28 protein-coding genes are annotated in these 25,866 nt (G+C 66.3%); 24 read left to right on the top strand and 4 right to left on the bottom strand.

What is annotated here, in order from left to right; all coding sequences use genetic code 11:
• Nucleotides 1-10: 10 nt before the first annotated feature.
• The 4 genes from gyrB to dnaA all read right to left on the bottom strand — a co-directional run bounded on the left by gyrB (nt 11) and on the right by dnaA (nt 6,051).
• Nucleotides 11-2,389, bottom strand: coding sequence for a DNA topoisomerase (ATP-hydrolyzing) subunit B (gyrB, locus tag VGT00_20955; GenBank protein ID HEV8533902.1), 2,379 nt, complete (start codon nt 2,387-2,389; stop codon nt 11-13).
• The gene (recF, locus tag VGT00_20950) at nt 2,386-3,462 is read right to left on the bottom strand and encodes a DNA replication and repair protein RecF (protein ID HEV8533901.1); all 1,077 of its coding nucleotides are present in this window, start codon (nt 3,460-3,462) and stop codon (nt 2,386-2,388) included. Before recF ends, gyrB begins: the two co-directional genes overlap by 4 nt.
• Before the next feature lie 24 nt (nt 3,463-3,486).
• Entirely contained in the window at nt 3,487-4,581 is a 1,095-nt protein-coding gene (dnaN, locus tag VGT00_20945; protein HEV8533900.1) for a DNA polymerase III subunit beta, read from the bottom strand.
• A 162-nt stretch (nt 4,582-4,743) separates the two neighbouring features.
• Nucleotides 4,744-6,051, bottom strand: coding sequence for a chromosomal replication initiator protein DnaA (dnaA, locus tag VGT00_20940; GenBank protein HEV8533899.1), 1,308 nt, complete (start codon nt 6,049-6,051; stop codon nt 4,744-4,746).
• 345 nt (nt 6,052-6,396) lie between these two features.
• Here dnaA and rpmH point away from each other — a divergent pair, with 345 nt between their 5' ends.
• The 24 genes from rpmH to VGT00_20820 all read left to right on the top strand — a co-directional run.
• Complete coding sequence (gene rpmH, locus VGT00_20935) at nt 6,397-6,531, top strand: 50S ribosomal protein L34 (protein HEV8533898.1); 135 nt, start codon at nt 6,397-6,399, stop codon at nt 6,529-6,531.
• 10 nt (nt 6,532-6,541) lie between these two features.
• Nucleotides 6,542-6,895, top strand: a complete 354-nt coding sequence (rnpA, locus tag VGT00_20930) for a ribonuclease P protein component (protein HEV8533897.1) — start codon at nt 6,542-6,544, stop codon at nt 6,893-6,895.
• The gene (yidD, locus tag VGT00_20925) at nt 6,892-7,146 is read left to right on the top strand and encodes a membrane protein insertion efficiency factor YidD (GenBank protein HEV8533896.1); all 255 of its coding nucleotides are present in this window, start codon (nt 6,892-6,894) and stop codon (nt 7,144-7,146) included. Before rnpA ends, yidD begins: the two co-directional genes overlap by 4 nt.
• On the top strand, nt 7,146-8,804 hold the full coding sequence (gene yidC / locus VGT00_20920; protein ID HEV8533895.1) for a membrane protein insertase YidC: 1,659 nt from the start codon (nt 7,146-7,148) through the stop codon (nt 8,802-8,804). Before yidD ends, yidC begins: the two co-directional genes overlap by 1 nt.
• Before the next feature lie 98 nt (nt 8,805-8,902).
• Nucleotides 8,903-9,478, top strand: a complete 576-nt coding sequence (rsmG, locus tag VGT00_20915) for a 16S rRNA (guanine(527)-N(7))-methyltransferase RsmG (protein ID HEV8533894.1) — start codon at nt 8,903-8,905, stop codon at nt 9,476-9,478.
• 75 nt (nt 9,479-9,553) lie between these two features.
• Nucleotides 9,554-10,318 carry an AAA family ATPase gene (locus VGT00_20910; GenBank protein ID HEV8533893.1) on the top strand — a complete coding sequence of 255 codons (765 nt, stop codon included), beginning with the start codon at nt 9,554-9,556 and terminating at the stop codon, nt 10,316-10,318.
• On the top strand, nt 10,200-11,165 hold the full coding sequence (locus tag VGT00_20905) for a ParB/RepB/Spo0J family partition protein (GenBank protein ID HEV8533892.1): 966 nt from the start codon (nt 10,200-10,202) through the stop codon (nt 11,163-11,165). The genes VGT00_20910 and VGT00_20905 overlap by 119 nt, the downstream gene beginning before the upstream one ends.
• A 17-nt stretch (nt 11,166-11,182) precedes the next feature.
• Complete coding sequence (gene mnmA / locus VGT00_20900; protein HEV8533891.1) at nt 11,183-12,274, top strand: tRNA 2-thiouridine(34) synthase MnmA; 1,092 nt, start codon at nt 11,183-11,185, stop codon at nt 12,272-12,274.
• An 85-nt stretch (nt 12,275-12,359) separates the two neighbouring features.
• A complete protein-coding gene (gene atpF / locus VGT00_20895; GenBank protein ID HEV8533890.1) occupies nt 12,360-12,920 on the top strand; it encodes a F0F1 ATP synthase subunit B in 561 nt (186 codons plus the stop codon).
• A 5-nt stretch (nt 12,921-12,925) separates the two neighbouring features.
• Nucleotides 12,926-13,471 carry an ATP synthase F1 subunit delta gene (gene atpH, locus VGT00_20890; GenBank protein ID HEV8533889.1) on the top strand — a complete coding sequence of 182 codons (546 nt, stop codon included), beginning with the start codon at nt 12,926-12,928 and terminating at the stop codon, nt 13,469-13,471.
• Between the two features lie 2 nt (nt 13,472-13,473).
• Nucleotides 13,474-15,000 carry a F0F1 ATP synthase subunit alpha gene (gene atpA, locus VGT00_20885; GenBank protein HEV8533888.1) on the top strand — a complete coding sequence of 509 codons (1,527 nt, stop codon included), beginning with the start codon at nt 13,474-13,476 and terminating at the stop codon, nt 14,998-15,000.
• An 11-nt stretch (nt 15,001-15,011) separates the two neighbouring features.
• On the top strand, nt 15,012-15,890 hold the full coding sequence (gene atpG, locus VGT00_20880; GenBank protein ID HEV8533887.1) for an ATP synthase F1 subunit gamma: 879 nt from the start codon (nt 15,012-15,014) through the stop codon (nt 15,888-15,890).
• 23 nt (nt 15,891-15,913) lie between these two features.
• Complete coding sequence (gene atpD, locus VGT00_20875) at nt 15,914-17,335, top strand: F0F1 ATP synthase subunit beta (protein HEV8533886.1); 1,422 nt, start codon at nt 15,914-15,916, stop codon at nt 17,333-17,335.
• A gap of 130 nt (nt 17,336-17,465) precedes the next feature.
• Complete coding sequence (locus VGT00_20870) at nt 17,466-17,882, top strand: F0F1 ATP synthase subunit epsilon (protein HEV8533885.1); 417 nt, start codon at nt 17,466-17,468, stop codon at nt 17,880-17,882.
• Between the two features lie 136 nt (nt 17,883-18,018).
• Nucleotides 18,019-18,405: a response regulator gene (locus VGT00_20865; GenBank protein ID HEV8533884.1), complete on the top strand. Its 387-nt coding sequence runs from the start codon at nt 18,019-18,021 to the stop codon at nt 18,403-18,405.
• Nucleotides 18,390-19,145, top strand: a complete 756-nt coding sequence (locus VGT00_20860; GenBank protein HEV8533883.1) for an HD-GYP domain-containing protein — start codon at nt 18,390-18,392, stop codon at nt 19,143-19,145. The genes VGT00_20865 and VGT00_20860 overlap by 16 nt, the downstream gene beginning before the upstream one ends.
• Nucleotides 19,120-19,947 carry a hypothetical protein gene (locus VGT00_20855; GenBank protein ID HEV8533882.1) on the top strand — a complete coding sequence of 276 codons (828 nt, stop codon included), beginning with the start codon at nt 19,120-19,122 and terminating at the stop codon, nt 19,945-19,947. Before VGT00_20860 ends, VGT00_20855 begins: the two co-directional genes overlap by 26 nt.
• The gene (locus tag VGT00_20850) at nt 19,944-21,473 is read left to right on the top strand and encodes an ATP-binding protein (GenBank protein ID HEV8533881.1); all 1,530 of its coding nucleotides are present in this window, start codon (nt 19,944-19,946) and stop codon (nt 21,471-21,473) included. Before VGT00_20855 ends, VGT00_20850 begins: the two co-directional genes overlap by 4 nt.
• Nucleotides 21,474-21,536: 63 nt before the next feature.
• Nucleotides 21,537-21,815, top strand: coding sequence for a DUF507 family protein (locus VGT00_20845; GenBank protein HEV8533880.1), 279 nt, complete (start codon nt 21,537-21,539; stop codon nt 21,813-21,815).
• Nucleotides 21,816-21,820: 5 nt separating this feature from the next.
• Entirely contained in the window at nt 21,821-22,108 is a 288-nt protein-coding gene (locus VGT00_20840) for a DUF507 family protein (GenBank protein HEV8533879.1), read from the top strand.
• Nucleotides 22,105-22,689 (top strand): UbiX family flavin prenyltransferase, encoded by a 585-nt coding sequence (locus VGT00_20835; GenBank protein HEV8533878.1) that lies wholly within the window; start codon nt 22,105-22,107, stop codon nt 22,687-22,689. The genes VGT00_20840 and VGT00_20835 overlap by 4 nt, the downstream gene beginning before the upstream one ends.
• Entirely contained in the window at nt 22,686-23,456 is a 771-nt protein-coding gene (locus VGT00_20830; GenBank protein HEV8533877.1) for a glycosyltransferase family 2 protein, read from the top strand. Before VGT00_20835 ends, VGT00_20830 begins: the two co-directional genes overlap by 4 nt.
• Nucleotides 23,453-24,427, top strand: coding sequence for a Gfo/Idh/MocA family oxidoreductase (locus tag VGT00_20825; GenBank protein HEV8533876.1), 975 nt, complete (start codon nt 23,453-23,455; stop codon nt 24,425-24,427). Before VGT00_20830 ends, VGT00_20825 begins: the two co-directional genes overlap by 4 nt.
• Nucleotides 24,428-24,819: 392 nt before the next feature.
• A partial coding sequence (locus VGT00_20820) for a histidine kinase dimerization/phospho-acceptor domain-containing protein (GenBank protein HEV8533875.1) occupies nt 24,820-25,866 on the top strand: 1,047 nt, incomplete at its 3' end.

Below are 25,866 nucleotides of genomic sequence, written 5' to 3'. Positions count from 1 at the left end.
GGGGGAGCTCCTAGATATCGAGGTTGACCACGTCCAGGGCGTTCCTCTCGATGAACTCTCGCCGCGGCTCCACGGCGTCGCCCATCAAGATGGTGAAGATCTCGTCGGCGCCCACGGCATCCTCCATGGTGACCTTGAGGAGGGTGCGGCTCTCGGGATTCATGGTGGTCTCCCAGAGCTGCTCGGGGTTCATCTCGCCCAGGCCCTTGTAGCGCTGCATGGTCAGGCCGTCCTTGGCGAAGTCCATGACGACCCGGATCAGCTCGTCGACGCTCCGGGTGGTGGCCTCCTTCCCGGAGGCATCCACGACGGTGCACGGGCCCTTGTGGAGCGCGGCGATCTCGCCGTGGACGTCCAGGAGCTGAGCGTAGTCGGGCGACTTGAGCAGATCCGGGCTGAAGGCGAACGGGTGCGGCCCCGCGATCTGGACGGTGGCCGCGTCTCCATTGTCTCCACCCACCAGCCGCGCGCTCCAGCCTTCGATCTCGCCGGCCACCTCGGCGATGGCGGCGGTGATCTCGGCGTCCCCCACTCCGCGCTTCGTGCCCTTGAACTTCTTCCGCAGGAGACCATCGAGGATGGCCGGGGGCACGCCGCGGCGCGCGAACTTGCTGAAGAGCGCGCGGAATTCGAGAGCCCGCTTGAGCGCCTCGAGGAGCGCGTCTTCCTTGAGCGGATTGGACTTGCCCGGGATCTTGACGGTCGCCTTCTCCACCCACTGGGCGAGCAGGAACTCTTCCATCTCGCGGTCGCTCATCAGGTACCGCTCCGCTTTGCCCTTCTTCACCTTGAAGAGCGGCGGCTGGGCGATGAAAAGCCGCCCCGCCTCGATGATCGCCACCATGTGCCGAAAGAAGAACGTGAGGAGAAGCGTCCGGATATGCGCGCCGTCCACGTCGGCATCCGTCATCAGGATGACCTTGTAATAGCGCAGCTTGGCGAGGTCGAACTCCTCCGGCCCGATCCCCGTGCCCAGGGCCGAGATGAGGAGCCGGATTTCCTGATGGGAGAGAACCTTGTCGTAGCGCGCCTTTTCCGCGTTGATGATCTTGCCGCGGAGAGGCAAGACGGCCTGCGTCTTCCTGTCCCGCCCCTGCTTCGCGGAGCCGCCGGCGGAATCGCCCTCGACCAGGAACAGCTCGCGGAATTGCGGATCGCGCTCCGAGCAATCGGCCAGCTTGGCCGAGAGCCCCTCATCGTCCCGCCCACCCTTGCGCGTGAGCTCGCGCGCCTTGCGCGCCGCCTCGCGCGCCTGGGCCGCCCGCACGCACTTGTCGGCGATCTTCCGAGCCGTGGTCGGGTCCTCTTCGAAGGCCTCGGCCAGCCGGTCATTGACGATCTGCTGGACCAGACCTTTCACTTCGGAGTTCCCCAGCTTGGCCTTGGTCTGCCCCTCGAATTGCGGATCGGGGATCCGGACCGACACGACCGCCGTCAGCCCTTCGCGCACATCGTCGCCCGTGACCGCGCCCTTGAAAGTCTTGAGGTAGCCCTGCGCCTGCGCGTAGCTCGAGATCTGGCCGGTGAGCGCCGCGCGGAAGCCCGTCAGGTGCGTGCCGCCCTCGCGCGTATTGATATTGTTGGCAAACGAGAAGAGGCTCTCCTGGTATCCGTCGTTGTACTGCAGGGCCACCTCGACCTCGATATTGTCCTTTTTCCCCTCGAAGAAGAGCACTTTCGGGTGGACGGGCGTCTTGTTCTGGTTCAGATGCTTGATGAACTCGATGATGCCGCCCTTGTAGAGGAAGGTGTGCGAGCGCTCGTCACGCTCGTCCTCGATGACGATCTTGAGCCCCTTGTTGAGGAAGGCGAGCTCGCGGAGGCGGTTCGAAAGCGTGTCGAACGAGAACGAGGTCTCCTCGAAGATCTTGCTGTCGGGCTTGAAGCGGATGACGGTGCCGTGCTTGGAGGTCTTCTCCCCCGGGGCGAGGTCGCCCTGGGGCACGCCACGCTCGTAGCGCTGGGTCCACACCTTCCCGCTCCGCCGGATCTCGAGCTCGAGCCACTCGGACAGCGCATTAACTACCGAGACGCCGACGCCGTGGAGCCCGCCCGAGACTTTATAAGCCGAATGCTCGAACTTGCCCCCGGCGTGGAGCACGGTCAGGACGACTTCGGCCGCCGACTTGCCCGTCTCCTTGTGCGTGTCCACGGGGATGCCGCGTCCGTTATCGCCGACGGAGCAAGTGCCGTCCGAGTGCAGGATGACCTTGATGCTGTCGCAGAAGCCGCCCATCGCCTCGTCGACGGAGTTGTCCACCACCTCGTAGACCAGGTGATGCAGCCCGTAGGCGCTCGTGTCGCCGATATACATGGCGGGCCGCTTCCGGACGGCCTCCAGGCCCTCCAGGACCTTGATGTCGCTCGCCGTATAGGTCTCGGCGCTCATGCCATCACTCTCGCGTGCGCACCCGACATCTCGGACACTCGTCCTCCCTGGACGTCCCACCAGGCCGCCGCCCCCGCGTCCGGCAGCGACGTTTCCGCGGTGGTCAGAAACACCTGGCCGCTCCGCGCGGCGCGCCGCAATACACGCTCCTGCGCCTGAGGATCGAGCTCCGAGAGCGCATCGTCGAGCAGCAGCACGGGCGGACTGCCTACGGCCGCCTCGACCGGGCCTGCCTCGGCCAGCCGGAGCGACAGGGCGAGCAGCCGCTGCTGGCCACGCGATCCGAAGGTCCGCATGTCGCGCCCGTCGAGCTCGATCAGAAGATCGTCACGGTGCGGCCCCACGAGCGTGAGGCCCCGGCGAAGCTCCTCGGGGTGTCGGCGCTCGAGGGCCTCACGAAATCCCTCGGCCGTCACCTCCGCCTCGAGGCCACCGCGATACTCGAGCCGCACCCCCGCCTCTCGCCCGGACAGCTCGGGGTACAGACGTCTGATCTCCGTATCGAGCAGCGCCACGGCGGCCCGGCGGCGGCCCAAGATCTCCAGCCCGACCGTAGCCAGCTGTTCGTCCCACGGCCCGATCTCACCGCCGCCCTGCTGCAAGAGATGGTTCCGCCGCGCGAGGATTCGGCGATACCGCGCATGGGCCGTGAGATGCGCGGGCTGGAGCTTCCCGGCGAAGCCGTCGAGGAAGTTCCGGCGGGCCTGGGGACTGCCATGGAGGATCCCGAGGTCCTGCCAGCCAAAGGGAATGGCGCGGGCCCAGGGACACCCCTCGCCCGTCATGACCCAGCCGCCGTCCTCACGACAACTGAGCTCGCGCCGGAGGCTTCGCGTCACATCCCCCCGCGCGAGCGCACCCGACAGCGAGGCAGCAGGGGCCTCCCAGCGCGGGAGATCGGCTGCCTTGGCACCGCGAAAGGAGCGCCCGACAAGCAGGACGCCCAGAGCTTCGAGGAAGTTTGTTTTTCCCTGCGCGTTCGGACCGCTCAGAACGTTGAGGGTTGGTTCGGGACTGAGCGTGAGGGTGCGATAACTACGGAAATTTTCAAGCGTAATCCATTGGATGAGCACCCCGTGTCGGCCCCCATGAGAACGTCAAATTCTCATAGGCATGATAACACACAGCGACCCCTCCTCTTCGAAGCTTTTGATCACGCCGGGGCTCAAACCATCCTTGAGTTCCATCACAATCTGCTCGGCGGATTGAGCACCCAACGCATCGAGCACGTAACGTGAATTGAAGCCTATCGTCATCTCCTCACCGCCGTACTGGACCTCGATCTGCTCCTCGGCCTCGCCAAAATCCGGGCTGTAGGCGGCGAGCTTGAGGAGCCCTGGGGTGAGCGTGAACTTGACCGGCTTGGTCCGCTCCTCCGAGAGCACCGACACGCGCCGCAGCGCCGCCATGAGGGCGGCGCGCCCCACCGTCACCCGCTGGGGATGCGCCTTCGGGACCACCTGCTCGTAGTTCGGAAAGGCGCCCTCGATGAGTCGGGCGAGCAGGAGAACATTCGGCATCCTGAGAATGAACTGGTTCTCGCTGATGGCAACCTGGACGTCCTCGCCCGTGCCAACGACCCGCGCGATCTCCTGCACGGCCTTGCGCGGCACGATGCCTGAGACCTGCCCGCCCGCCCCCGCCAGGGGGCGCACGGCCAGGGCGAGCCGGTGACCGTCGGTCGCCACGAGCCGGATCTCGCGGTCCTGGATCGCGAAGAGCACGCCGTTCAACGCATAGCGGCTCTCGTCGTGGGAGATGGCAAAGGTCGTCTGGGCCAGCATGTCTCGAAGGAGCTTGCCATCGAGGGTGATCCACGTCGCGGCCTCCCCACTGGAGACAGAGGGGAAATCGGCGGCGCCGAGCCCGACGAGCTTGTACGACGCGCCTCCGCAGCGGAGGGCCACCCAGGCATTGTCCTGGACCTTCAGCGAGAGGCCAGCCGCGGGCAGCTCCTTGACGATCTCGAGGAGCTTGCGGGCCGACAGCGTGATCGACCCGCCCGTCGGCACCTTGGCCGGCACCGAGACGCGGGCCCCCACCTCGAGGTCGGTCGCCGTCAGTCGCAGCGTGTCGCCATCGCTCTCCAAGAGGACATTGGCAAGGATGGGCAAGGTCTGTCGCGGCTCGACCACATTGTGAACCATCTGGAGACCCTTGAAGAAGGCATCCCGGTCCACATGAACTTCCATATCAATCTCCGTTGTTTAAGGAGAAAAACGCCAATTTCGTCGTCGTACGAGACGTCGTAGCGGTGGATGCTGTGGACGGCAGGCAAGCGCCGGAAAGGACGGGTACGGATCGATACCGTAGGTCGGGGACAGCAGCGTGCATGACCTGGGGGCGGCGGTGGATCACAGGGTGATCCCCTGGATGAGCGTGTCGATCGTCTGCTTGAGCTTGGGGTCTTCCTGGACCATGGCCTGGAGCTTCGTGACGGCATGAAGGACGGTGGTGTGATCCTTCCCCCCGAAGGCGCGGCCAACGTCGCTCAGCGACGCATGGGTCAGCTGGCGGGAGAGATACATGGCGATCTGCCGAGGGAAGGCGACGGATTTGGTGCGGTTCTGCGCTCGCATGTCCGACAGCTTGATGCCGAAGGCCTCGGCGACTTTCTTCTGGATGTGCTCGATGGTGATGATCTTCTCTTCTTCGCCCCAGAGGTCGGCCAGCACCTCCTGAGCGAGCTCCACGCTCATATCCCGGCCTGATAGCGAGCAGAAGGCGATCATGCGGGTCAGCGAGCCCTCGATCTCGCGGATATTGGCCTTGATCCGGCTGGCGATCAGATAGGCGACGTCGTCGGGCAGGCGTACCCGCTCCGTCTCGGCCTTCTTCTTGAGAATGGCCACCCGCGTCTCGAAATCGGGGGGCTGGATATCGGCGATGAGGCCCCACTCGAAGCGGGAGCGGAGCCGCTCTTCGATCTCGGGAATCTCCTTGGGCGCGGAATCCGAGGACACCACGATCTGCTTCCGGGCTTCGTAGAGGTCGTTGAAAGTGTGGAAGAATTCTTCCTGCGTCCGCTCCTTGCCCGAGATGAACTGGATGTCGTCGATGAGCAGGAGGTCGATCGTCCGGTACTTGGCGCGGAATTCCGCTGTCCGATCATAGCGGATCGCGTTGATGAGGTCGTTGGTGAAGCGCTCGGAGGAAAGATAGAGCGCGCGGAGCTGCGGGTAGAGCTTGCCGATCTGATGTCCGACCGCGTGGAGCAGGTGCGTCTTGCCCAGACCGACGCCGCCGTAGATGAAGAGCGGGTTGTACGCTCGGGATGGCAGCTCGGCCACGGCCTGGCAGGCGGCCTGGGCGAACTGATTGGAATTGCCGACGACGAAGGACTCGAACGTGTAGCGCGTGCTGAGGCCGGTCGTGGTCGGCAGCGAGTCCTCGAGCGGCGACGGGACGGCGGGCGCGGGGTCGCGGTCGATCTCCACGGAGACGCGGGGATTCCCGCCCAGCACCGCGCGCGCGGCGAGCTGCAGCGCATCGGCATGGTGCTGGTAGAGCCAGTCGCGCGTGTACTTGTTGGGGGCGGCGATGCGCAAATGATCGCCTTGAATCTGCAGCAGGCGACAGGGTCGGACCCAGGAATCGAGGGCGGCGGCGGGCATCTTGCCCTCGAGCGCTTCGACCAGGCGGCTCCAGAGAGTATCGAGCACGGCTAAACCATTCGCATAGTTGGCACCCAAGGAGTTACACACAAAGTTATCCACCGATGTGGATAACTACTTGCCCGACCGAGACTTGGGAGTCCTGCTGGACCAACCGGCGCTACCCGCAGCCGACGTATCATCAGGTTCGATGAAACTCCACACCGGCAACTTCGACTCGTGCGTGCCGCTCCCTCGCGCTCTGCGGCCAGTTCCGAAAGGCGTCGGGAGACACGTGAGGGTCGGCACGTTAGCACACCGTGAAACTCGCCCGCAAGGGGTCGCGCGTCTTGACTTGCTTAAGGGCGGTCAGTACACTACGCAGGCTCGTCGACCGAGAGAAGGAGTTTCCCTATGAAGCGGACGTTTCAACCAAACAAGCGGCGGCGGAAGAAAACACACGGCTTCCGTGCCCGCATGAAGACCAAAGGTGGGCGCAAGGTCCTCAAACGGCGGCGCGCGAAAGGACGCAAGCGGCTCAGCGTCTAGCCGCGCTGGCGTGAAGGCCGCCGTCCGGGCGCAAGGGCTCTCCCGGGACGCCCGTCTCCGACATTCCAACGATATCCAGTCGGTCTTCCAGCACGGCCGCCGTGAAGAGCGGCGAGCCTTCGTGCTGCTCTGGCGCCCGGGCTCGGGTGAGACGCGCGCGGCCTTTGCGGCGAGCCGCCAGATTCGTGGCGCGGTGAGCCGCAACCGAGCCAAGCGCCGGCTCCGCGAGGCGTATCGCCGGCTGGAGACGCGACCGGGGAAACTCGATCTGGTCTTCGTCGCTCGCGCTTCGACGCTCGTCGTGGAGACCGGTGAAATCGCGCGAGAGATAACGCAGGCCTTGGCGGCGGTGACCCGGCCATGAGCTGGGGCGCCAGGCTCGCCCTCGCCGCCGTGCGTGGCTATCAGCTCGTATTGCGGCCGCTCCTGCCCGCCGCCTGTCGCTTCGAGCCCAGTTGCTCAGAGTACGCGCGACAGGCTCTCGCCGAGCATGGGCTGACCCGCGGAGGCTGGCTTGCCATCCGGAGACTCAGCCGCTGTCATCCTTTCCATGCGGGCGGCTATGATCCGCCGCCGCGCGCGCTCACTCGCCCGAGAGAGGAACGCCGAGACTAATGGAGAAGCGCGCGATCATCGCGGCCCTGCTCATGGCCGGGCTGTTGATTGTGTACCAGACGCTATTTGTCCACTCGCCTGAGACTCCTCCCCCGCCCGCTCAGAAGTCGGAGGCGCCGGCGCCCAAAGGAACGCCCCAGCCGGCGGCTCCTCAGGCCGGCCCGGTGACGCCCCCCGTCGCGCAAGCGGCGCCCTCGGTACCCGAGCGTACGGCTCGGGTCATCGGACCGCTGTACCGCGCGGCGGTTGGGAGCCACGGTGGGGATCTCACCGCTTGGGATCTCCTCTATCGGGGCGAAAAGCCCATGATCATTCCCGGCCGGCTCGGTCCGCGCGGGGTCACCGTCGAGCGCCAAGGGCAGCCCCCGCGCGTCGTCGACTTTTCGTTGTCATCGGACAGCATCGAGCTCGGTGGCGCCGCCACGGGCGAGATGACCCTCGTGGGAGAGGACGGCTTCGGCCTCAGGATCACCCAGACGCTTCGCTTTCGGGCCGACGGCTATCAGTTCGACCGCGAGATCCGCGTCGAGAATCGCAGTCGGATCCCGCAGACCGCTGAGCTCGTCCTGGGCTGGATGGCGCCCGTGACGTGGCCCAAGGAGATCACCGAGAAATTTCAGGGCCAACACCCGACGCGCGTGGTGCGATCCGTGAACGGAAGCGCGCGTCGAGAGGAGCTGGCCAAGACCTCCGATCTCGTCGGCGAGGGCCTTTGGATAGGACTCGAGAGCGAGTGGTACCTCTCGGCCCTCGTGCCACGCAGTCCCGGATTCCGTCTCGCCGAAGCCAAGGGCAATGACGTGGTGCAGGTGGCGCTGCGTACCGCACTGCCGAACCTTGGGCCGGGGGAATCCTGGGAGGGGCGAGTCCTGGTCTATGTGGGGCCCAAGGAATACGAGAGGCTGAAGGCGCTCCGGGTGGGGCTCGAAAAGTCTGTCTATTTCGGGGGTTTCCCGGCGCCGCTAGAGTACGGCGGCCTCCCCATGGAATGGATCGCCGTGCCCATTCTCTGGCTCCTCAGCTGGTTCTATCGCTACACGCACAACTACGGTGTGGCCATCATTCTTCTGACCGTCCTGACCAAGGTGGTGTTCTTTCCGCTCACCCTCAAGAGCATGCGTTCCATGAAGGCCATGCAGGCGCTGCAGCCGCAGATCAATGCTCTCCGCTCCAAGCACAAGAGCGATCCGCAGCGAGTCCAGCGCGAGACGATGGAGCTCTATCGCGAACAACGGGTCAATCCGCTCGGCGGCTGCCTGCCGATGATCGTGCAGATCCCCGTCTTCTACGCTCTCTACGTGGCGCTCTCGGTCTCCGTGGAGATGCAAAATGCGCCCTTCATCTGCTTCGGACGATTGTTCGGCATGAACCTCTGGATCTGCGATCTGGCCGCGCAGGATCCCACATATGTGCTGCCGATCCTGATGGGCATCTCGATGCTGATTCAGCAGAAGATGACGCCGACCATGGGCGATCCGCGGCAAGCCAAGATGATGATGCTCATGCCCGTCGTCTTCACCTTCATGTTTCTCAATCTGCCTTCCGGCCTGGTGCTGTATTGGACCCTGTCCAATGTGCTCCAGATCGCCCAGCAGCTTTACATGGAGCGCGGAAGCTCGAGCCAGCGCCCGACCGGCCGGGCCGCCAAGAAGGCCTGAGCAGGTCGGCCGTGCCCCGAGCGCGCGGCGGAAGCCTCGGACCGCTCTTCGACGCGTTTCCAGCTCTGCTCCAGAGACGCGCCAGCGATCAGGAGCGCATGGGTTTCGAGCGGTATGCCGACCTTCTCCTCTTCTGGAATCGAACCCATAACCTGACCGGTCTCCAGACAGTTGCCAGCATTGGCAAGAGTCTTTTTCTCGACTCATTGCTCTTCCGATCAGTGATGCCCCAGCATGCGACACTTCGCGTCGTAGATATCGGCACAGGAGCAGGGATTCCCGGGATTCCGCTTCGCATTGTTGACCCCTCGCTCGCCCTTACCCTCGTCGAGTCCAAACGGAAACCCATCTCATTCTTGCGCACTCTCGTTCGAGAGATCGACCTCGTCGACGTGGCCGTGCGTCATGGGAGAGCCGAGGATGTCACCACTCAATACCCTGATTTAGTGGGCGAATTCGATGTGGCTCTTTGCCGTGCCGTGGGAAGGCTCGGAGACCTGGTGCCCGTCGCCATGAACTACTTGAGGCCTGGCGGCGTGCTCATCGCCTCTGGGCCACCAGAGATGGCCCGCTCCCGCCTGGAGAGTCCTCTGCCCGGTGTCGAATGGAGGAGTATCTCGTACGAAACTCTTGGTATTTCGCGGCTTTTTGCCCTCGCCAAAAAGCCTTCTTGATGCCGGGGGTCCTTGTCGTTTATTGTTCCACGTGGAACTGGCCAGTGATGTTTCACGTGGAACATAGGGGTAATATTGGGCCGAGTGATTGCGGTGGCCAACCAGAAGGGTGGAGTTGGTAAGACCACCACAGCCGTGAATCTCGCCTCTGCCATAGCGCTGGCTGATCGCAAGACGCTCCTTATCGACCTCGATCCCCAAGGCAATGCCACGACAGGTATCGGCCTGGAGAAGTCAGGTCTCACCCGCACGATCTACCACGTCCTGCTCGAGGAAGGTTCAATTGAGGATGCCGTGCGAGAGACGGGCATACCGAATCTCGCGCTGATCCCTGCGGATATTGATCTGGTCGGTGCAGAGATTGAGCTGGTTGCCACGGAGAATCGAGAGAGCAGGCTTCGAGATGTGTTGGTCACGATTCGTGATCGCTATGACTACATAATCATCGATTGTCCCCCTTCGCTCGGTCTCTTGACTCTCAATGCATTGACCGCGGCGGACCGGGCGCTGGTTCCTCTTCAGTGTGAGTACTATTCCCTTGAAGGTCTGGCACACATCCTCAGGACGATCGCGCTCGTCCGCGAGCGCCTCAATCCATCACTCGAAGTGGAAGGCATCGTGCTGACGATGTTCGATGGCAGGACCAGCCTGGCGACGCAGGTCAAGTCCGAGGTGCAGGGCCACCTCGGCGGCCAGGTCTTGCGCACGCTGATTCCCCGCAATGTCCGCATTTCGGAAGCGCCCAGTCACGGGCGCCCTATCATGTTCTACGATCTTCGCTCCCCCGGATCGGTGGCGTACCTCGAACTCGCCAAGGAGGTTCTCGCACATGAATCCTAAGCATGGGCTTGGCCGCGGGTTGGGAGCACTGCTCGCTTCCTCTCCCTACCCTTCGAGCCAGGATGCATCAGGCAAGATCCAGGATCTGCCCATCGAGGCCATAGCCGCAAACCCAAATCAGCCCAGAAAAGCCTTTGCTGATGATAGTTTACGCGATTTGGCCGAGTCTCTCAGGAGGTCGGGAGTTCTTCAGCCCATCGTGGTTCGCCGGGCAGGCGAGAAATATCAGCTCATAGTTGGGGAGCGGCGCTGGCGGGCGGCCAAGATGGCTGGGCTATCTCACGTTCCGGCTGTCGTCCGCGAGACGACAGATGCAGAGACCCTGGAGCTGGCTCTCGTCGAGAACCTCCTGCGCGAGGACCTGAATCCGATGGAAGAGGCCGAGGCCTACCAGCGGCTTCTGACCGACTTTGCGTGGACACAGGAGCAGCTTGCTCAGCGCGTCGGGCGCGATCGCAGCACGGTCGCCAACTGTCTGCGTCTCCTGAGGCTGCCAGAAGCGATTCAGGCGGATCTTCGGAGCGGACGGCTGACCATGGGGCATGCCCGCGCGCTGCTGTCCCTCACCTCCCGAGCCGAGCAGCTCAAGCTTCGAGACGAGATCCTCGCCCATTCCTGGTCCGTGCGGGCCACCGAGGAAGGTGTGCAGCACAAGCGGCGGCTCGGGACGCGGCGGCTCCCTCGCCGCTCGGCCGAGCTGACCGCGCTCGAGGACTCGCTGCGGGAAGCGCTCTCGACGCGCGTACGCCTCGTCGGCACGGAGCGCGCCGGGCGCATCGAGATCGTGTACACGTCGGCCGAGGACCTCGAGCGCCTGGCCGAGCTCATCAGCGGCCGGCGCCCCTAGTCGCGTAGACTGATCGAATGGCCGAGCGCATCGTCGTAGGTCTCTCCGGTGGGGTCGACTCCTCTGTCGCCGCCGCGCTGCTCGTCGAGCAGGGCTTCGACGTCGTGGGTGTCACCCTGCGCGTCTGGCCCTGGCGGGAGAGCGATGATGCGGCCACGCGCTTCGGCAGCTGCTGCTCGCCTGCCACGGTGGACGATGCCCGCCAGGTCGCGCGGCGGCTCGGTATCCCCTACTACCTGCTCAATAGCGCGCAAGAGTTCGAGCAAACCGTCATCGCCGACTTCGCCCGCGAGTACGAAGCTGGACGTACGCCGGTGCCGTGCACCGTCTGCAATCGCGAGATCAAGTTCGGCACGCTGCTGCACCGCGCGCGAGCGTGGGATGCGGCGGCCGTGGCGACGGGCCACTACGCGCGCATCACCCGCGACCCGCGCACCGATCGCTTCCTCCTCTGGCGGGGCGCGGACGCCCGAAAGGACCAGTCCGATTTCCTGTGGCCGCTCAGCCAGGCTCAGCTCGGCGCCGCCCGTTTTCCCGTGGGAGCGCTGACCAAACCCGAGGTGCGTGACAAGGCGCGAACGCTCGGGCTCGTCACCGCCGAGAAGCCCGAGAGCCAGGAGATCTGCTTCATCCCCGACGACGACTATCGCAGCTTCCTGCGCACGCGCATTCCCGGCGCCTTCCGCCGCGGACCCATCATGGACGCGACCGGCGAGGTCGTGGGCGAGCACGAGGGCCTGGCGAACTATACGGTGGGCCAGCGGCGTGGGCTCGGCCTCGCTCTGGGCCACACCCTCTATGTCACGGCGCTCGACCCCGCGAAGAACGCGGTAGTGGTCGGAGACGCCCGCGACGTCGACGCGGAGACCTTGGTCGCCGAGCAGACAAACTGGATCGCCATTGAGCGGCTGGAGGGGGCGCTGGCCGTGACCGCGCAGATTCGTCATCGTCACGAGCCCGCGCGGGCGACCGTTTGGCCACTGGAGAACGGGCGAGTCGAGGTGCGCTTCGAGACACCCCAGCGGGCGCCGGCCCCAGGGCAGTCGGTCGTTTTCTACGACGGCGACCTCGTGGTGGGCGGGGGAGTCATTTCCGGCCGGCGGGCTTAAGCCGCTTGACAGTTTTCCCGTAGGCGTGATACACGTCTAAAGGTTGTTCCTTATTTCACAACGTATTATAGCCGGAGAACTCACGATGCGCCGTGCCCTTGCCCTCATTGTCTTCCTGGCCACTTGCGCCCCGACCGCGGCCTTCGCCAGCGAGGGGGGTCTGATCAGCCTCGACTGGTCGCTGCTCATCCAGGCCTTCAATTTCCTTCTCCTCCTGTTTCTCCTGAGCAAGCTTCTCTACAAGCCGCTCCTCGCCAAGATGGACGAGCGCAGCCAGGCCATCCAGAAATCGCTCGACGAGGCTCAGGCGGCGCGCGCCCAGGCCCAGAAGGAGCGCGAGGAGCATCTCGCCAAGATCCAGGCCGCGCATGCCGAGGCCCAGCAGATCCGCGCCGAAGCCCTCAAGGACGCCGCCGACGAGCAGCGACGCCTGGTCGAGGCCGCCAAGGCCGAGGCCGCACGGCTGGTGACGAGCGCGCGCCAGGAGATGGACCAGGACGTCCGCCGGGCGCGCCAGGAGCTTCGCCAGGAGGTTGCCGATCTCGCGATCTCCGCCGCGGAGCGCTTGATCAAGAAGAGCCTCAACGACGCGGACCATCGCCGCATCGTCGACGATGCTATCGGCCGGATGGGCCAGAAGAACTAGGCGACATGCGCGCGCAGGAAGGCACGGCCCGACGGTATGCGAAGGCGCTTCATGGCGCCGCCGTCGAGGCTGGAGCAGGGGAGGCCGCGGGCCGCGAGCTCGAAGCTCTCGTGCAGGTTCTCGGAGCGAGTGGCGAGGCCCAAGAGGTTCTCGCGCGGCCCTGGATCAAGCCGGTGGAGCGACGGGCGGTGGCGGAAGAGCTGGCGGGCAGGGCGGGCTCTGGGCCCCTCGTCAAGAAGTTCGCGGGACTTCTGGCGGAAAGAGGACGCATCGACCACCTGGCCGCCATCGTGGCCGCCTACCGCGGTCTGATCGATGCAGACCTGGGCCGCGTCCGCGCCCAGGTGCGCACCAGCATCCCGTTGACCGAAGGTGAGAAGAGCCAGCTGACCAACCGCCTGAACGCCGCGGTGGGCAAGCAGGTGATCCTCGAGGAGATCACGGACACGAATCTCCTGGGCGGCTTCGTCGCCCAGGTCGGCAGTCTCATTCTCGACGGCAGTCTCGACGGGCAGCTCGCGCGCCTGCGCGAGCGGCTGGTGAGGGGATAGGCATGATCAAGGCGGAAGAGATCAGCGAGATCATCAAGAGGCAGCTGCAGGGCTACGAGGCCGCGGTCGACCTCCAGGAAGCGGGCCGGGTCCTCGAGGTGGGCGATGGCATCGCCCGCATCTATGGCCTCGAAGGCGCCATGGCCGGCGAGCTCTTGCAGTTTCCGGGCGACGTCTACGGTCTCGTGCTCAATCTCGAGGAGGACAATGTCGGGGCCGTGCTGCTCGGCCCGGACACTCTCATCAAGGAAGGCGATCAGGTCACGCGCACCAAGCGCATTGCCCAGGTCCCCGTGGGCGAGGCGCTGACCGGTCGCGTCGTCGACGCGCTCGGCCAGCCGGTAGACGGGAAGGGGCCGATCGCCTCCAGCGAGTTCCGCCCCCTCGAGCGCTACGCCCCCGGCGTGGTGGACCGGCGCTCCGTCAAGGAGCCGCTCCAGACGGGACTCAAGGCCATCGACGCCATGATTCCGATCGGGCGCGGCCAGCGCGAGCTCATCATCGGCGACCGCGGCACGGGCAAGACGGCTATCGGCGTGGACACGATCATCAACCAGAAAGGCCAGGGGGTCTACTGCTTCTACGTCGCCATCGGCCAGAAGCGCTCCACCGTCGCCCAGGTCGTGAAGGTCCTCGAGGACACGGGGGCCATGGCGTATACGACGGTCGTGATCGCCTCGGCCTCGGAGCCAGCGGCCCTGCAGTACCTGGCGCCCTATGCCGGCTGCGCCATGGCGGAGTTCTTCCGCGACTCGGGCCGCCATGCCCTCTGCATCTACGACGACCTCTCCAAGCACGCCGCGGCGTATCGGCAGATGTCGCTGCTCCTGCGCCGGCCGCCGGGTCGCGAGGCCTACCCGGGCGACGTCTTCTATCTCCACTCGCGGCTTCTCGAGCGGGCCGCCAAGCTCAATGACGAGCTGGGCGGGGGCTCCCTCACCGCGCTGCCTATCATCGAGACGCAGCTGGGCGACGTGTCGGCCTACATTCCGACCAATGTCATCTCGATCACCGACGGCCAGATCTATCTCGAGTCGGATCTCTTTTACTCGGGCATCCGGCCCGCCGTGAACGTGGGTCTCTCCGTCTCGCGCGTCGGCGGATCGGCGCAGATCAAGGCCATGCGTCAGATCGCCGGCAAGCTCCGGCTCGACCTCGCCCAGTACCGCGAGCTGGCGGCGTTCGTGCAGTTCGGCTCCGACCTCGACAAGGCGACGCTCCAGCAGCTGGCCCGCGGCCAGCGCATGGTCGAGCTGCTCAAGCAGGGCCAGTACGTGCCTCTCACGGTGGAGAGGCAGATCACCATCATCTTTGCGGGCGGGCAGGGGCTGCTCGATGACCTGCCCGTGGATCAGGTGCGGGCGTTCGAGGAATTCCTGTATCCGCACCTGGAGCGCAAGCATCCTCAGCTCCTGCCAGAGATCGCGAACAAGAAGGAGCTGACCGACGAGCTCCGTGACGCACTGACCAAGACGATCGGGGAGGCCAAGGCGGAGTTCATGGCCTCGCGGGGCATCAAGGCGGCCTAGGACCCCGACGCATGGCGACGCTCCGGGACATCCAGCGACGGATCCGGTCCGTCCAGTCGACCCAGAAGATCACCAAAGCCATGAAGCTCGTGGCCGCCTCCAAATTCCGACGCGCGCAGGAACGGATCATCGCGGCGCGGCCGTACGCGACCAAGATGCGCGAGCTCCTCGGAGGCCTCGTCGGGCATACCGGTGATGAGACGCATCCGCTGCTGGCCAGGCGCGAGACGGGGCGCAAGCGCCTCGTGATCATCACGGCGGACAAAGGACTCTGTGGGGCCTTCAACTCGAACATCCTCCGCGAGTCGCTTCGCTTCCTTCGCGGGGCGGGGGAGACCTCGGTGACCCTGGTGGTCGTAGGCAAGAAGGCCCGCGATTTCTATCGCCGGCGCCACTTCACGGTCAAGTCAGAGATGCTGGGCTTCTTCGACCGGCTGGCCTACTCTCACGCCCAGGAGCTCTCGAATGAGCTGATCGCCTCCCACCTGGCGGAGGAGGTGGACGAGGTCCACCTCATGTACAACGAGTTCCGCTCGGTTGCCGTGCAGCGGCCGGTGCGGGAGCAGCTCCTACCCATCGAGGCCGAAGGCGCCCCCGAGGGCGATGCGGGGCCGCAGGAGGAGTACCTCTACGAGCCCGGCCCCGAGGCCATCCTCGCCTCGCTCCTGCCGCGTCACGTGACCACCCAGGTCTACCGCGCCCTCATGGAGTCCGCGGCGGGCGAGTACGGCGCGCGCATGACGGCGATGGAAGCCGCCTCGAAGAACGCGCGAGAAATGATCAATCTGCTGACCATTCAGTACAACAAGGCCCGCCAGGAGCGCATCACCAAGGAGCTCCTGGATATTGTCGGCGGCGCAGAAGCCCTCCGCCAGGCCGTCGAAGCATAATTATTGGAGAAAGGAACCTCGAGATGAGCCAAGGCAAGGTTGTTCAGGTCATCGGCCCCGTGGTCGACGTTGAGTTCGAGATGGGCAAGCTGCCCGCGATCTACAACGCCCTCGAGGTGCCCAATGCGGGCAGCACCGATGTCTTCGCCTATTCGGCCAAGCTCGTGCTCGAGGTCGCCCAGCACCTGGGAGAGAGCCGCGTGCGAACCGTGGCCATGGCGGCCACCGACGGGCTCACACGTGGCATGCCGGTCAACGACACGGGCCAGCCGATCACGATCCCCGTGGGCAAGGAGACGCTCGGCCGCATTCTCAACATCACGGGCGAGGCGGTGGACAAGGCGGGACCGCTCAAGGCCACCAAGACCCTTCCCATCCACCGGCCGGCGCCGTCCTTCGAGCAGCAGTCGACCAAGGTCGAGATGTTCGAGACCGGCATCAAGGTCGTGGACCTTCTCGAGCCTTATACCAGAGGCGGCAAGACGGGCCTCTTCGGGGGCGCGGGTGTGGGCAAGACCGTGCTCATCCAGGAGCTCATCAACAATATTGCCAAGCAGCACGGGGGCATCTCGGTCTTCGCCGGGGTAGGGGAGCGCACGCGCGAGGGCAATGACCTGTACCACGAGATGAAGGAGTCGGGTGTCATCGACAAGACGGCGCTCATCTTCGGCCAGATGACCGAGCCGCCCGGCTCGCGTCTCCGCGTTGGGCTGACCGGGGTGACGGCCGCCGAGTACTTCCGCGATGAGGAAGGGCAGGACGTGCTGCTCTTCATCGACAATATCTTCCGGTTCACCCAGGCGGGCTCGGAGGTCTCGGCCCTCCTCGGGCGCATGCCCTCGGCCGTCGGCTACCAGCCGACGCTGGGCACCGAGATGGGCGCGCTTCAGGAGCGGATCACCTCGACCAAGAAGGGCTCGATCACCTCCGTGCAGGCCATCTATGTGCCGGCCGACGACTTCACCGATCCCGCGCCCGCCACGGCTTTCGCCCACCTCGACGCGACGACGGTTCTGTCGCGGGCTCTCACCGAGCTCGGCATCTACCCGGCCGTCGATCCGCTCGCCTCCACCTCGCGAATCCTCGATCCGATCATCCTGGGTCAGGAGCACTACGCGACCGCCCGGGCCGTGCAGTTGATCCTCCAGCGTTACAAGGATCTTCAGGACATCATCGCCATCCTCGGGATGGAGGAGCTCTCCGACGAGGACAAGCTCACCGTCGCCCGGGCGCGGAAGCTCCAGCGCTTCCTCTCCCAGCCCTTCCACGTGGCCGAGACCTTCACAGGCACTCCGGGCCGTTACGTCAAGCTTGCCGATACGATCCAGGGCTTCAAGGAGATCGTGGAGGGGCTCTGCGACGACATGCCAGAGCAGGCCTTCTATATGGTCGGGGGCATCGATGAGGCGCGGGAGAAAGCCCGCAAGATGTCCGAGACCAAGTAATGCCGAGTGAAGCAAGAGCCGCCGGCGCGAGCCGAGGGCTGAATAGATGTTCGAGCTGAGACGCTGCCGAGGAGCCGCAGGCGACGAGAGCGGCGAGGCGAGTGCTGAGTAGAACGCGAGGGCTGATCTGATGCGCTTCGAGCTGGCGACCCCGACACGCATGCTCGTGAGCACCGAGGCCGAGGAAGTGGTGGCCCCTGGGGTCGAGGGCTACTTCGGTGTCCTGCCTGGCCATGCCGCCTTTCTCACGACCCTGGCTCCCGGCGAGGTGATGTATCGCGTGGGCCAGCGGCAGGAATATCTGGCGGTGGCCGGAGGCTTCGCCGAGGTGCGCGCCGAGCGCGTCATCATCCTGGCCGAGCACGCCGAGCGCCCGGAAGAGATCGACCGAGACCGGGCCGAGCGTGCTCGCCGGCGCGCCGAGATGCGGCTCCAGGGCAGGAGCCCGACGGGAGAGTCCGAGGAGATCGATTTCGCGCGGGCACTGGACGCGCTGGCCCGCGCACTGACCCGGCTCCTGGTCCTCGGCCGCGCCCACTCACAGTAGCCGGCTGCCCGGTCCGCGCGGCACCTGGTTGGCGCGATAGCCCAGCCGGCCGGGCACCGCCCGTCCCCATCCTGCCGTAACCCCTCGTCACACCGCGGTTTCTCGTCTGGCACGGCGCTGGCAACACCAGCGCGCCATGACGACCATCCTGGTGGTAGACGACGAGCCGCCCATCGTGGATTTGGTGCGCTTCACGCTCGAAGATGCCGATGTCCGCGTGGTCGAGGCCTCTGATGGCGCGGAAGCGCTCGTGGTGGCCAGGCGGACCATTCCCGACCTCGTTTTGCTCGACGTGCACATGCCCCGCCTCGACGGCTTCGAGGTCTGCCGGCAGCTCAGGAGCGAGCCGGCCCTCGCGCGCATTCCCATCGTCATGCTCACCGCCGCCGGGCGGGAGGCCGATCGCGCGCGCGGGCGCGCCGCCGGCGCCGACGAGTATCTGACCAAGCCGTTCTCACCGCTGGCCCTGCTGGCTCTCGTCGAGGCCCTCGTGCCCGACACGCGATCATGGCGGCCGATGTAGCGCTGGCCCAGGCCCTCGCGTACGCGCGGGACCTCCGCGCGCTCTACGAGGTTTCTCGCGCCCGCGAGGAAGAGACAACCCGCGCGCACGACAAGCTGAGGGCCGCCTATCAGCAGGCCCTCGCCTATGCCGTGGATCTCAGAAGGAGCCATCGGCAGGTCCAGCGCTCCGTGCTCCAGAGCCTTCTCGGCCTCGCCAATGCCCTCGAGGCCAAGGACGAGTACACGCGTGGCCACTCCGAGCGCGTGGCGGAGCTGGCGCGGCGCCTGGCCCTGGCCGCCGGCCTCGGGGGGCCCGAAGTCAGGATCATTGGGGAAGCCGGGCTGCTCCATGACCTGGGCAAGATCGGGGTGCCCGAGCACATCCTGCGCAAGCGCGGCCCCCTCACGGCCGAGGAGTGGATCGCCATGCGACGACACCCGCTCACGGGCGCCCAGATCGTGGCGCCGCTCGAGTTCTTCGCCGATGCCGCGCTCATCGTTCGCCACCACCACGAGCGCCACGATGGCAGCGGCTATCCAGACGGGCTGGCGGGAGATTGCATCCCCATAGGCGCGCGCATCGTCGCCATTGCAGACGTGTACGATGCGCTGACCTCGGAGCGCCCGTATCGCCGCCGGCTCTTACGGGAAGAGGCCGTCCAGGTCATGCAAGATGACGCGGGACTGACCCTCGAGCCTCGATTGACCGCGCTCTTCCTGGACCTGATCGTCGATGCGCCTGCTGACCGCGCCGTTTGATCCGGCGGCGCGCGCCCACCCGGCCCTGGGCAGGCCACTTCTCGAGGTGGCGCTCATCTCCGCCATGGGAATCGCGATATCCCTCGCGGCGGACACGCTGACCGGCGGCGGGCGAGGGCTGGGTCACGCCGCGGCGAGTGGGTGGAGCCATGCGGGATTGCTGGCGGCCGGCTGGGTCATCGCTCTCCACGGTTCCTCGCGCTGGCGGATTCCCGCCGCGGCCTTGGCCGGCGTGCTGGTGGCGGCGTCATTGGTGACGCGGCTGGTGCCGACGGGAGCGGTCCTCTACTTTCTCGTTCCCCTCGTTCTGGCGCGCGAGGCTGGGCGAGCGCGTTCGGATGTCCGATGGATAGGATGGGCTCGGCCGCGGACGTCTCAGCAGGTCGTGGTGGGATTGGCGGCGGGCGCCTTCCTTGGTCTTCATCTCCTGATCGCGGCCTCGTTGACGCTGGGCCATACGGCTTCGGTGCCGAGCCTCCGCGCCTACCTTGCCGCGGTGGCCTATGACGCCGGCGCCAATGCGCTGTCGGTCGAGTGGCTGTTTCACGGCGCGCTCTTCTCCACCCTCTGGAGACGGTGGACGTTCTGGCCGGCGGCGGCGGTCTCGACGGCGGGTGGACTGCTCCGCTACCTGGTCGACCCCACCTTGCCCAATACGGCCGAGGTGGCGGCAGGGGTGATCTTCTATCTCACCCTGCTTGGGTTGGCCAGTTGCGCCCTGCGCGCGTGGAGCGGGAGCCTGCTCCCCGGCTATCTGGCGACACTGGCGTTCTTCGCCGCATACCGGATGCTCCAGGGATGATTGCCGGCCCCCTCGCCCTGGTTGCGGCGATCGCGCTGGCCACGGCCAGCGTGGATGGCGCCCTGGCGATACCGCTCCGTCACCTCTATCTCGTGCCGGCCGCCTGGGCAGCCTTGCATTGGGGCTCTTCGGCGGCGGGGCTGGTCGGCCTGATGGCCGGGCTGTTCCAGGGGCTGCACGTATTTCCCATGATCGAGCGCGAGGGCCTCGCGCCGGCGACCTTCGATGCGCTGGTCGCGCTCGCCGCCCCTCTCGTTCTTGGAATCGCCTTGGGTCGCCTCGTCGACCAGGCGGGCGCGCGGGGCGCGAGGCTCGCCGCCCTCCTCGCTATCCAGCGCGCGCTGGGAGGCGAGGCGCCGCTCGAGGCCAGGCTCGAAAAGGCCGTGGCCCTCGTCGGCGGGGCGCTTGGGGCCGATCGTGCCGGGCTCGTGCTTCGCGCCGGTGACGGGACTCTCGCCGTTGCCGGATCGACGGCCTTCGGAGCGGCTTTTCGCAAGGATTCGGCGGCCGGTCGGGCCCTCGAGACAGGCGCGACCATCCTGGCCGTCAATCTCGACGCCGACCCGCGCCTGCGCGTGAAGGCGGTCCTCGGACCCACCCCGTCACGGGGCCTCGTGCTGCCGCTCGAGACGGGAGCCGGCCGCGTCGGCGTGCTTGCCATCGAGCGGGCCGGCGATCTCGGTCCCGCCGCCTGCCGCTCGGCGCGGGAGGTGGCGCTCCACCTGGCTCTGGCCGTCGAGAATGCGCAGCTCGAGCTCAAGCAGCGGCGCTTTGCCCAGGAGCTGGAGGACAAGGTCGAGCAGGCGACCCGTCGGCTGCGCGAGATCGACCAGGCGAAGAGCGAGTTCCTGTCCGTGGTCTCCCATGAGCTCCGCACACCCCTCACAGCGCTCCAGGGCTTCAGCGAGCTCCTGCTCGAGCGTGTCGTCCCGCCCGATCAAGCGCGGCGCTATCTCGGGCACGTGCGCACGGAGGCGCAGCGTCTGGGTCGTATCGTGACCGATCTCCTCGATCTCTCCCGCATCGAGGCGGGGCGCCCGCTGGAGCTTCGGCCCGAGCGCGTGGATCTCGGCGAGCTCGTCGAGCGCAATGTCGACCTCTTCGCTTCGCAGCACCCGCGCCACCGCATCGAGGGTCAAGTGGCCGAAGGGCTGGGCGCGGTGTCGGCCGATCGCGACGCGGTGGATCGCATGCTCAAGAACCTGATGTCGAATGCGGTCAAGTATTCGCCGCGCGGTGGGCGCGTCCGGGTCGCCGCCGCGGTCGCCAGCGACCGCCCGGACACGATGGAGCTGACCGTGGAGGACGAAGGGATTGGCATTCCCGCCGAGGATCTGCCGCGGATCTTCGACCGCTACGTGCGGATCGCTCATCCGGAGACAAAGGCGGCTTCCGGACTGGGTCTCGGGCTCCATGTGGTCCGCTCCCTGGCCGAGGCCCATGGCGGGGCCGTGGAGGTCGAAAGCCTGCCCGGAAAGGGCTCACGGTTCCGGCTGCTTCTGCCCGCGGCCGAGGCCGAGATTTGACCGATTTCTCGGCTACTTCCGCTTGACACCCCGAGACATGCGCGTGTAGTCTCGAGTGTTCATATGTCCAGGCGCGATGACATCGCGGGCAGGATGGCCGAATCCGTCGTCAAGCGGCTCGTGGGACGCAAGCTCGTCGAGATCAAGGACGAGGCCCGGGCTCGAGACGTCGTGCGTCACATCCTGTCCGAGAACTTCCTGGCCGAGGAGAAGATCGAGACGGAAGTGACCACGCTCTTGATGGAGAATGCCAAGCTCATCAAGGACTCGGCCTCCGACTACAAGCGGCTCTTCACCCTGGCCAAGACCAAGCTCGCGCGGGAGCGGGGGTTTGTCCTGTGATGCGGATGAGCCGCGAGCGTCTCTTCGGGCTCGCCGATCGGGTCGTGGCCGACCTGGCGCAGACGGAGGGCGTGGTCATCCGGGGCTTTGCCGACGACAAGGTGCGCGGTCACCTCCGGACCGAGGTCTTCCGCGTCCTCGAGGAGGAAGGACGTCTCGAGGAGACGGTGGATCAGGAAGTGCGCAAGACCCTCGCGAGCTACTCGCGCCCGGCGCCCGAGGGCAGCGCCGAGTGGGACGTCCTCTACCGCAAGACCCGTGAAGAGGTGTTCAAGCGGAGGCTTCGCCTGTGAGGCGGATCGTGGTCGGCCTCAGCGGAGCCTCGGGCGTGGTGTACGGCATACGCCTTCTCGAGCTGCTGCGCGCGGCCCCCGGGGTCGAGACCCACCTGGTGCTCTCGGATCCCGCCAAGCGAACCATCGTGGAAGAGACCGACTGGGCGGTGAAGGACGTGGAGGCGCTCGCCACCCACCGCCATGACAACAAGGACATCGGCGCGAGCATCGCCTCGGGCTCCTTCAAGACCGACGGCATGGTCATCGCGCCGTGCAGCGTGAAAGAGGCGGCCTCGGTGGCCCACTGTCTGGCGGACAATCTCATGACGCGGGCGGCCGACGTGACCCTCAAAGAGGGCCGGCCCCTCATCCTGCTCGTGCGCGAGACGCCGCTGCACGTGGGCCACCTACGCATGCTCACCCAGCTGGCCGAGATGGGTGCGGTGATCCTGCCCCCCATGCCGGCCTTCTATCAGCGTCCCAAGCAGATCGAGGACCTCGTGGACCATACCCTGGCGCGGGTGCTCGATCGGCTGCAGATCCCGCAGACCCTGGTCGGCGAGTGGCAGGGCACCAACCGGCGCCCCCCGCGCGCGTGAGCGCGATCTCCCCGCCGTCCGCGAGTCCACTCGACCTCTCCATCGTCGTGCCCGTGTTCAACGAGGAGGAGAACCTCCCCCTCCTCTGGCCCGAGATCCGCGAGGTCCTCGATCCCACGGGCATCCGATTCGAGGTCGTCTTCGTGGACGACGGCAGCCGCGACCGGAGCGCCGAGATCGTTCGGGGACTTCGTGAGCAGGATCCGAGAGTGCGGCTCATCCGCCTCAAGACCAATGCGGGCGAGACGGCCGCCACGGATGCCGGCTTCAAATCGGTGCGCGGGCGCTGGGTGGTCGTCATGGACGCCGACCTCCAGAACGATCCGCACGACATCCCGGGGATGCTCGCCCACCTCGACCGGTGGGACGCGGTCACGGGCTGGCGCGTGAATCGCGGCGACGGTGACTCCTGGATACGCCGTGTGTCTTCCCGGGTGGCCAATCGGATCCGCAACGCCGTGAGCGACGAGACCATCCAGGACAGCGGCTGCACCTTTCGCGCCTTCCGGCGCGAGTGCCTGCGCGATCTCGTCCTCTACAAAGGGTTTCATCGCTTCATCCCCACCCTGCTCAAGATGCGGGGCTTCCGCGTCCTCGAGGTGCCCGTCAATCATCGCCCGCGTCGCTTCGGGCAATCGAAGTACGGCATCGGCAATCGCGCGTGGAGCGCCTTCAAGGATCTCCTCGTGGTGCGGTGGATGAAAGACCGTCTCCTGCGCTACGAGATCGCCGAAGACCTGGGCGGCGAGGGAAGGATCCGGGAGTGAAAGTCCTGCTCGTGGGTCTGGGGCGCTGGGGGGAGAAGCACCTGCGCGTGCTGGGCGAGCTCGGGTGCGAGATCTGGGTCGCGGATCTCTCGGCGGAGCGCCGGGCCTTCGCCGTCAAGGCCGGGGTGCCGGAATCGCGCGCGGTGGCGGATCTCCGCGCCGCGTTGGCCCACGTGGACGCGGTGGATCTGGTGACGCCCGCCGACAATCACCTGGCCCTCGCCGGTGAGTGTCTGCGGAGCGGCAAGGACTGCTTCGTGGAGAAGCCGCTGACGCTCACCGTGGCGGAGGGACGCGCGCTCGCCGACATCGTCCGCTCCACCAAACGCATCCTCCAGGTCGGCCACATCTTCCGCTTTCATCCCGTGACGCAGTTCATGCGCGAGCGGATCGGGAGCGGCGCCATCGGGGCCGTGCGCTACTGCACCGGGCGCTTCGCGGGCTTCAAGCGGCCGCGGACGGACGTGGGGGTGACCCAGACGGACGGCATCCACTACTTCGACCTCTTCGCTTATCTGCTCGGGCACGCGCCGACGGCGGTGACGGCCACCCTGCGCGATTTCCTCGGACGCGGGATGGACGATCTGGGTTTCTGCACCGTCGAGTACGGGCAGGTGCCGGCTTTCGTCGAGGCGGGCTACTTCGCGCCGGGCACCTATCGCGACTGCGTCATCGTGGGCGAGGAGGGGACGCTGGCGGGGGACTTCGGCACGGGCGAGGTTCGCGTGCTCATGAACCGCCACGTCAAGAGCGGGGATGTCTGGAGCGCGCCCGAGGGCGTGGTGGAGACGCACAAGGCCACGGGGCCGGAGCCGCTCGGCCACGAGCTCAAGCTCTTCCTCGAGTCGGTGGCGACCCGCACGCCGCCCGCGGTGGACGTCGAGGCGGGGCTGGTCGCCCTCCAGGTGGTAGAGGCCGCGCACGCCTCGTCGAAGCAGGGACGCCGCGTCCTGGTATCGGAGGTAGGCTAGCTGGGGTGGCGCCGAAGGGGCGACCGTGCTGGCCACGGCCTACGCCACGCATCCGGAGCGCTTCGCCGCAGGCCCGCCTCACGCGCCGGCGCATCCTGGCGAAGTCTGGATCAATCCCCCCAAGCGCCCGTCGGTACCCTCGCGGACGTCATTGGCCCCGCCGCCACCTCCGCTTGCTAACGCGGCTCCGTTCGCGTAGCGTTTCGTCGATCGCTGGCGTGTAGGAGGGCGAGGAGAGGCGAATGGGTCGCCGTGCAAAGCCCGCGAAGGTGAAGGCGAAAGCCACGCCACCGCTCGCCCGTAAGGCACCGACGGAGGGAGCGGCGCGGGTTCACGAACTCGAGCAACGCCTCGCGGAGAGCCTGGAGCGGGAGAAAGCGAAAGATCGCGCGTTGACCGAGGCGCTTGAGCAGCAGACCGCGACGAGCGAGATCCTGCGGGTGATCTCCAGATCGCCCATGGACTACCAGCCGGTCTTCGATACCATCGTGCAGCACGCCACGCGCCTGTGTCGTGGCCGCTTCGGTACGGTGTACCGCTTCGACGGTCAGCTGATTCATCTGGCCGCGCACTACAACCTCACCCCCGAAGCGGTGGCAGCATTGCATGAAATCTACCCGACGCCGAACCCAACGCCGAACACGCGCGGTCTCGTTGGCCCTGCGATTCGCGAAGGCCGCATCGTGCACGTCGCTGATGTCCAGGCCGCGTACAGTGGGCCATCGTCGAGAATGGCGTCGATCCTCGGCTTTCACAGCCAGATCGTCGTCCCCATGTTGCGCGAGGATACGTGTATCGGCGCGCTCAGCATCGCGCGCGAAGAGAGAGGCCTCTTTCCGAGCATACAAGTCGAGCTGCTGAAGACGTTCGCCGACCAGGCCGTCCTCGCCATCGAGAACGTGCGCCTCTTCCGCGAGATCGAGATCAAGAGCCGCGAGCTCGAGGCCGCGAGCCAGCACAAATCGCAATTCCTCGCAAACATGAGCCACGAGCTCCGGACTCCGCTCAACGCCATCATCGGCGTGACTGATCTGCTGCTCGAAGACGCCCGCGACCTCAATCGCGCGGACGAGATTGAGCCGCTCGAGCGCGTCCTGCGCGCCGGACGCCACCTGCTCGCGCTCATCAACAGCATTCTCGATCTGGCGAAGATCGAGGCGGGCCACATGGAGCTGGAGCTGGACGACTTCCATCTCTCGCCGGCCATCGACGACACCTTGTTGCTCATGCGGGAGCGGGCGGGAGGGCGCCGCCTCGCTCTCGAGCGGCACGTCGATGGCCGGGTTGGCGAGATCCGCGGCGACCAACAGAAGGTCAAGCAAGTCCTCCTGAACCTCCTGTCGAACGCGGTGAAGTTCACGCCGGAGGGCGGTCGCATCGACGTGCGCGCCGCGCTCGTGGACGGCACCGTCGAGATCTCGGTGACGGATACCGGCATC

This window comes from Candidatus Methylomirabilota bacterium (assembly GCA_036002485.1).
In the GTDB taxonomy this organism is placed as follows: Bacteria; Methylomirabilota; Methylomirabilia; order Rokubacteriales; family CSP1-6; genus AR37.
Note: the sequence above shows the minus strand (reverse complement) of the source record. Positions and strands in the feature narration are given on the sequence as shown.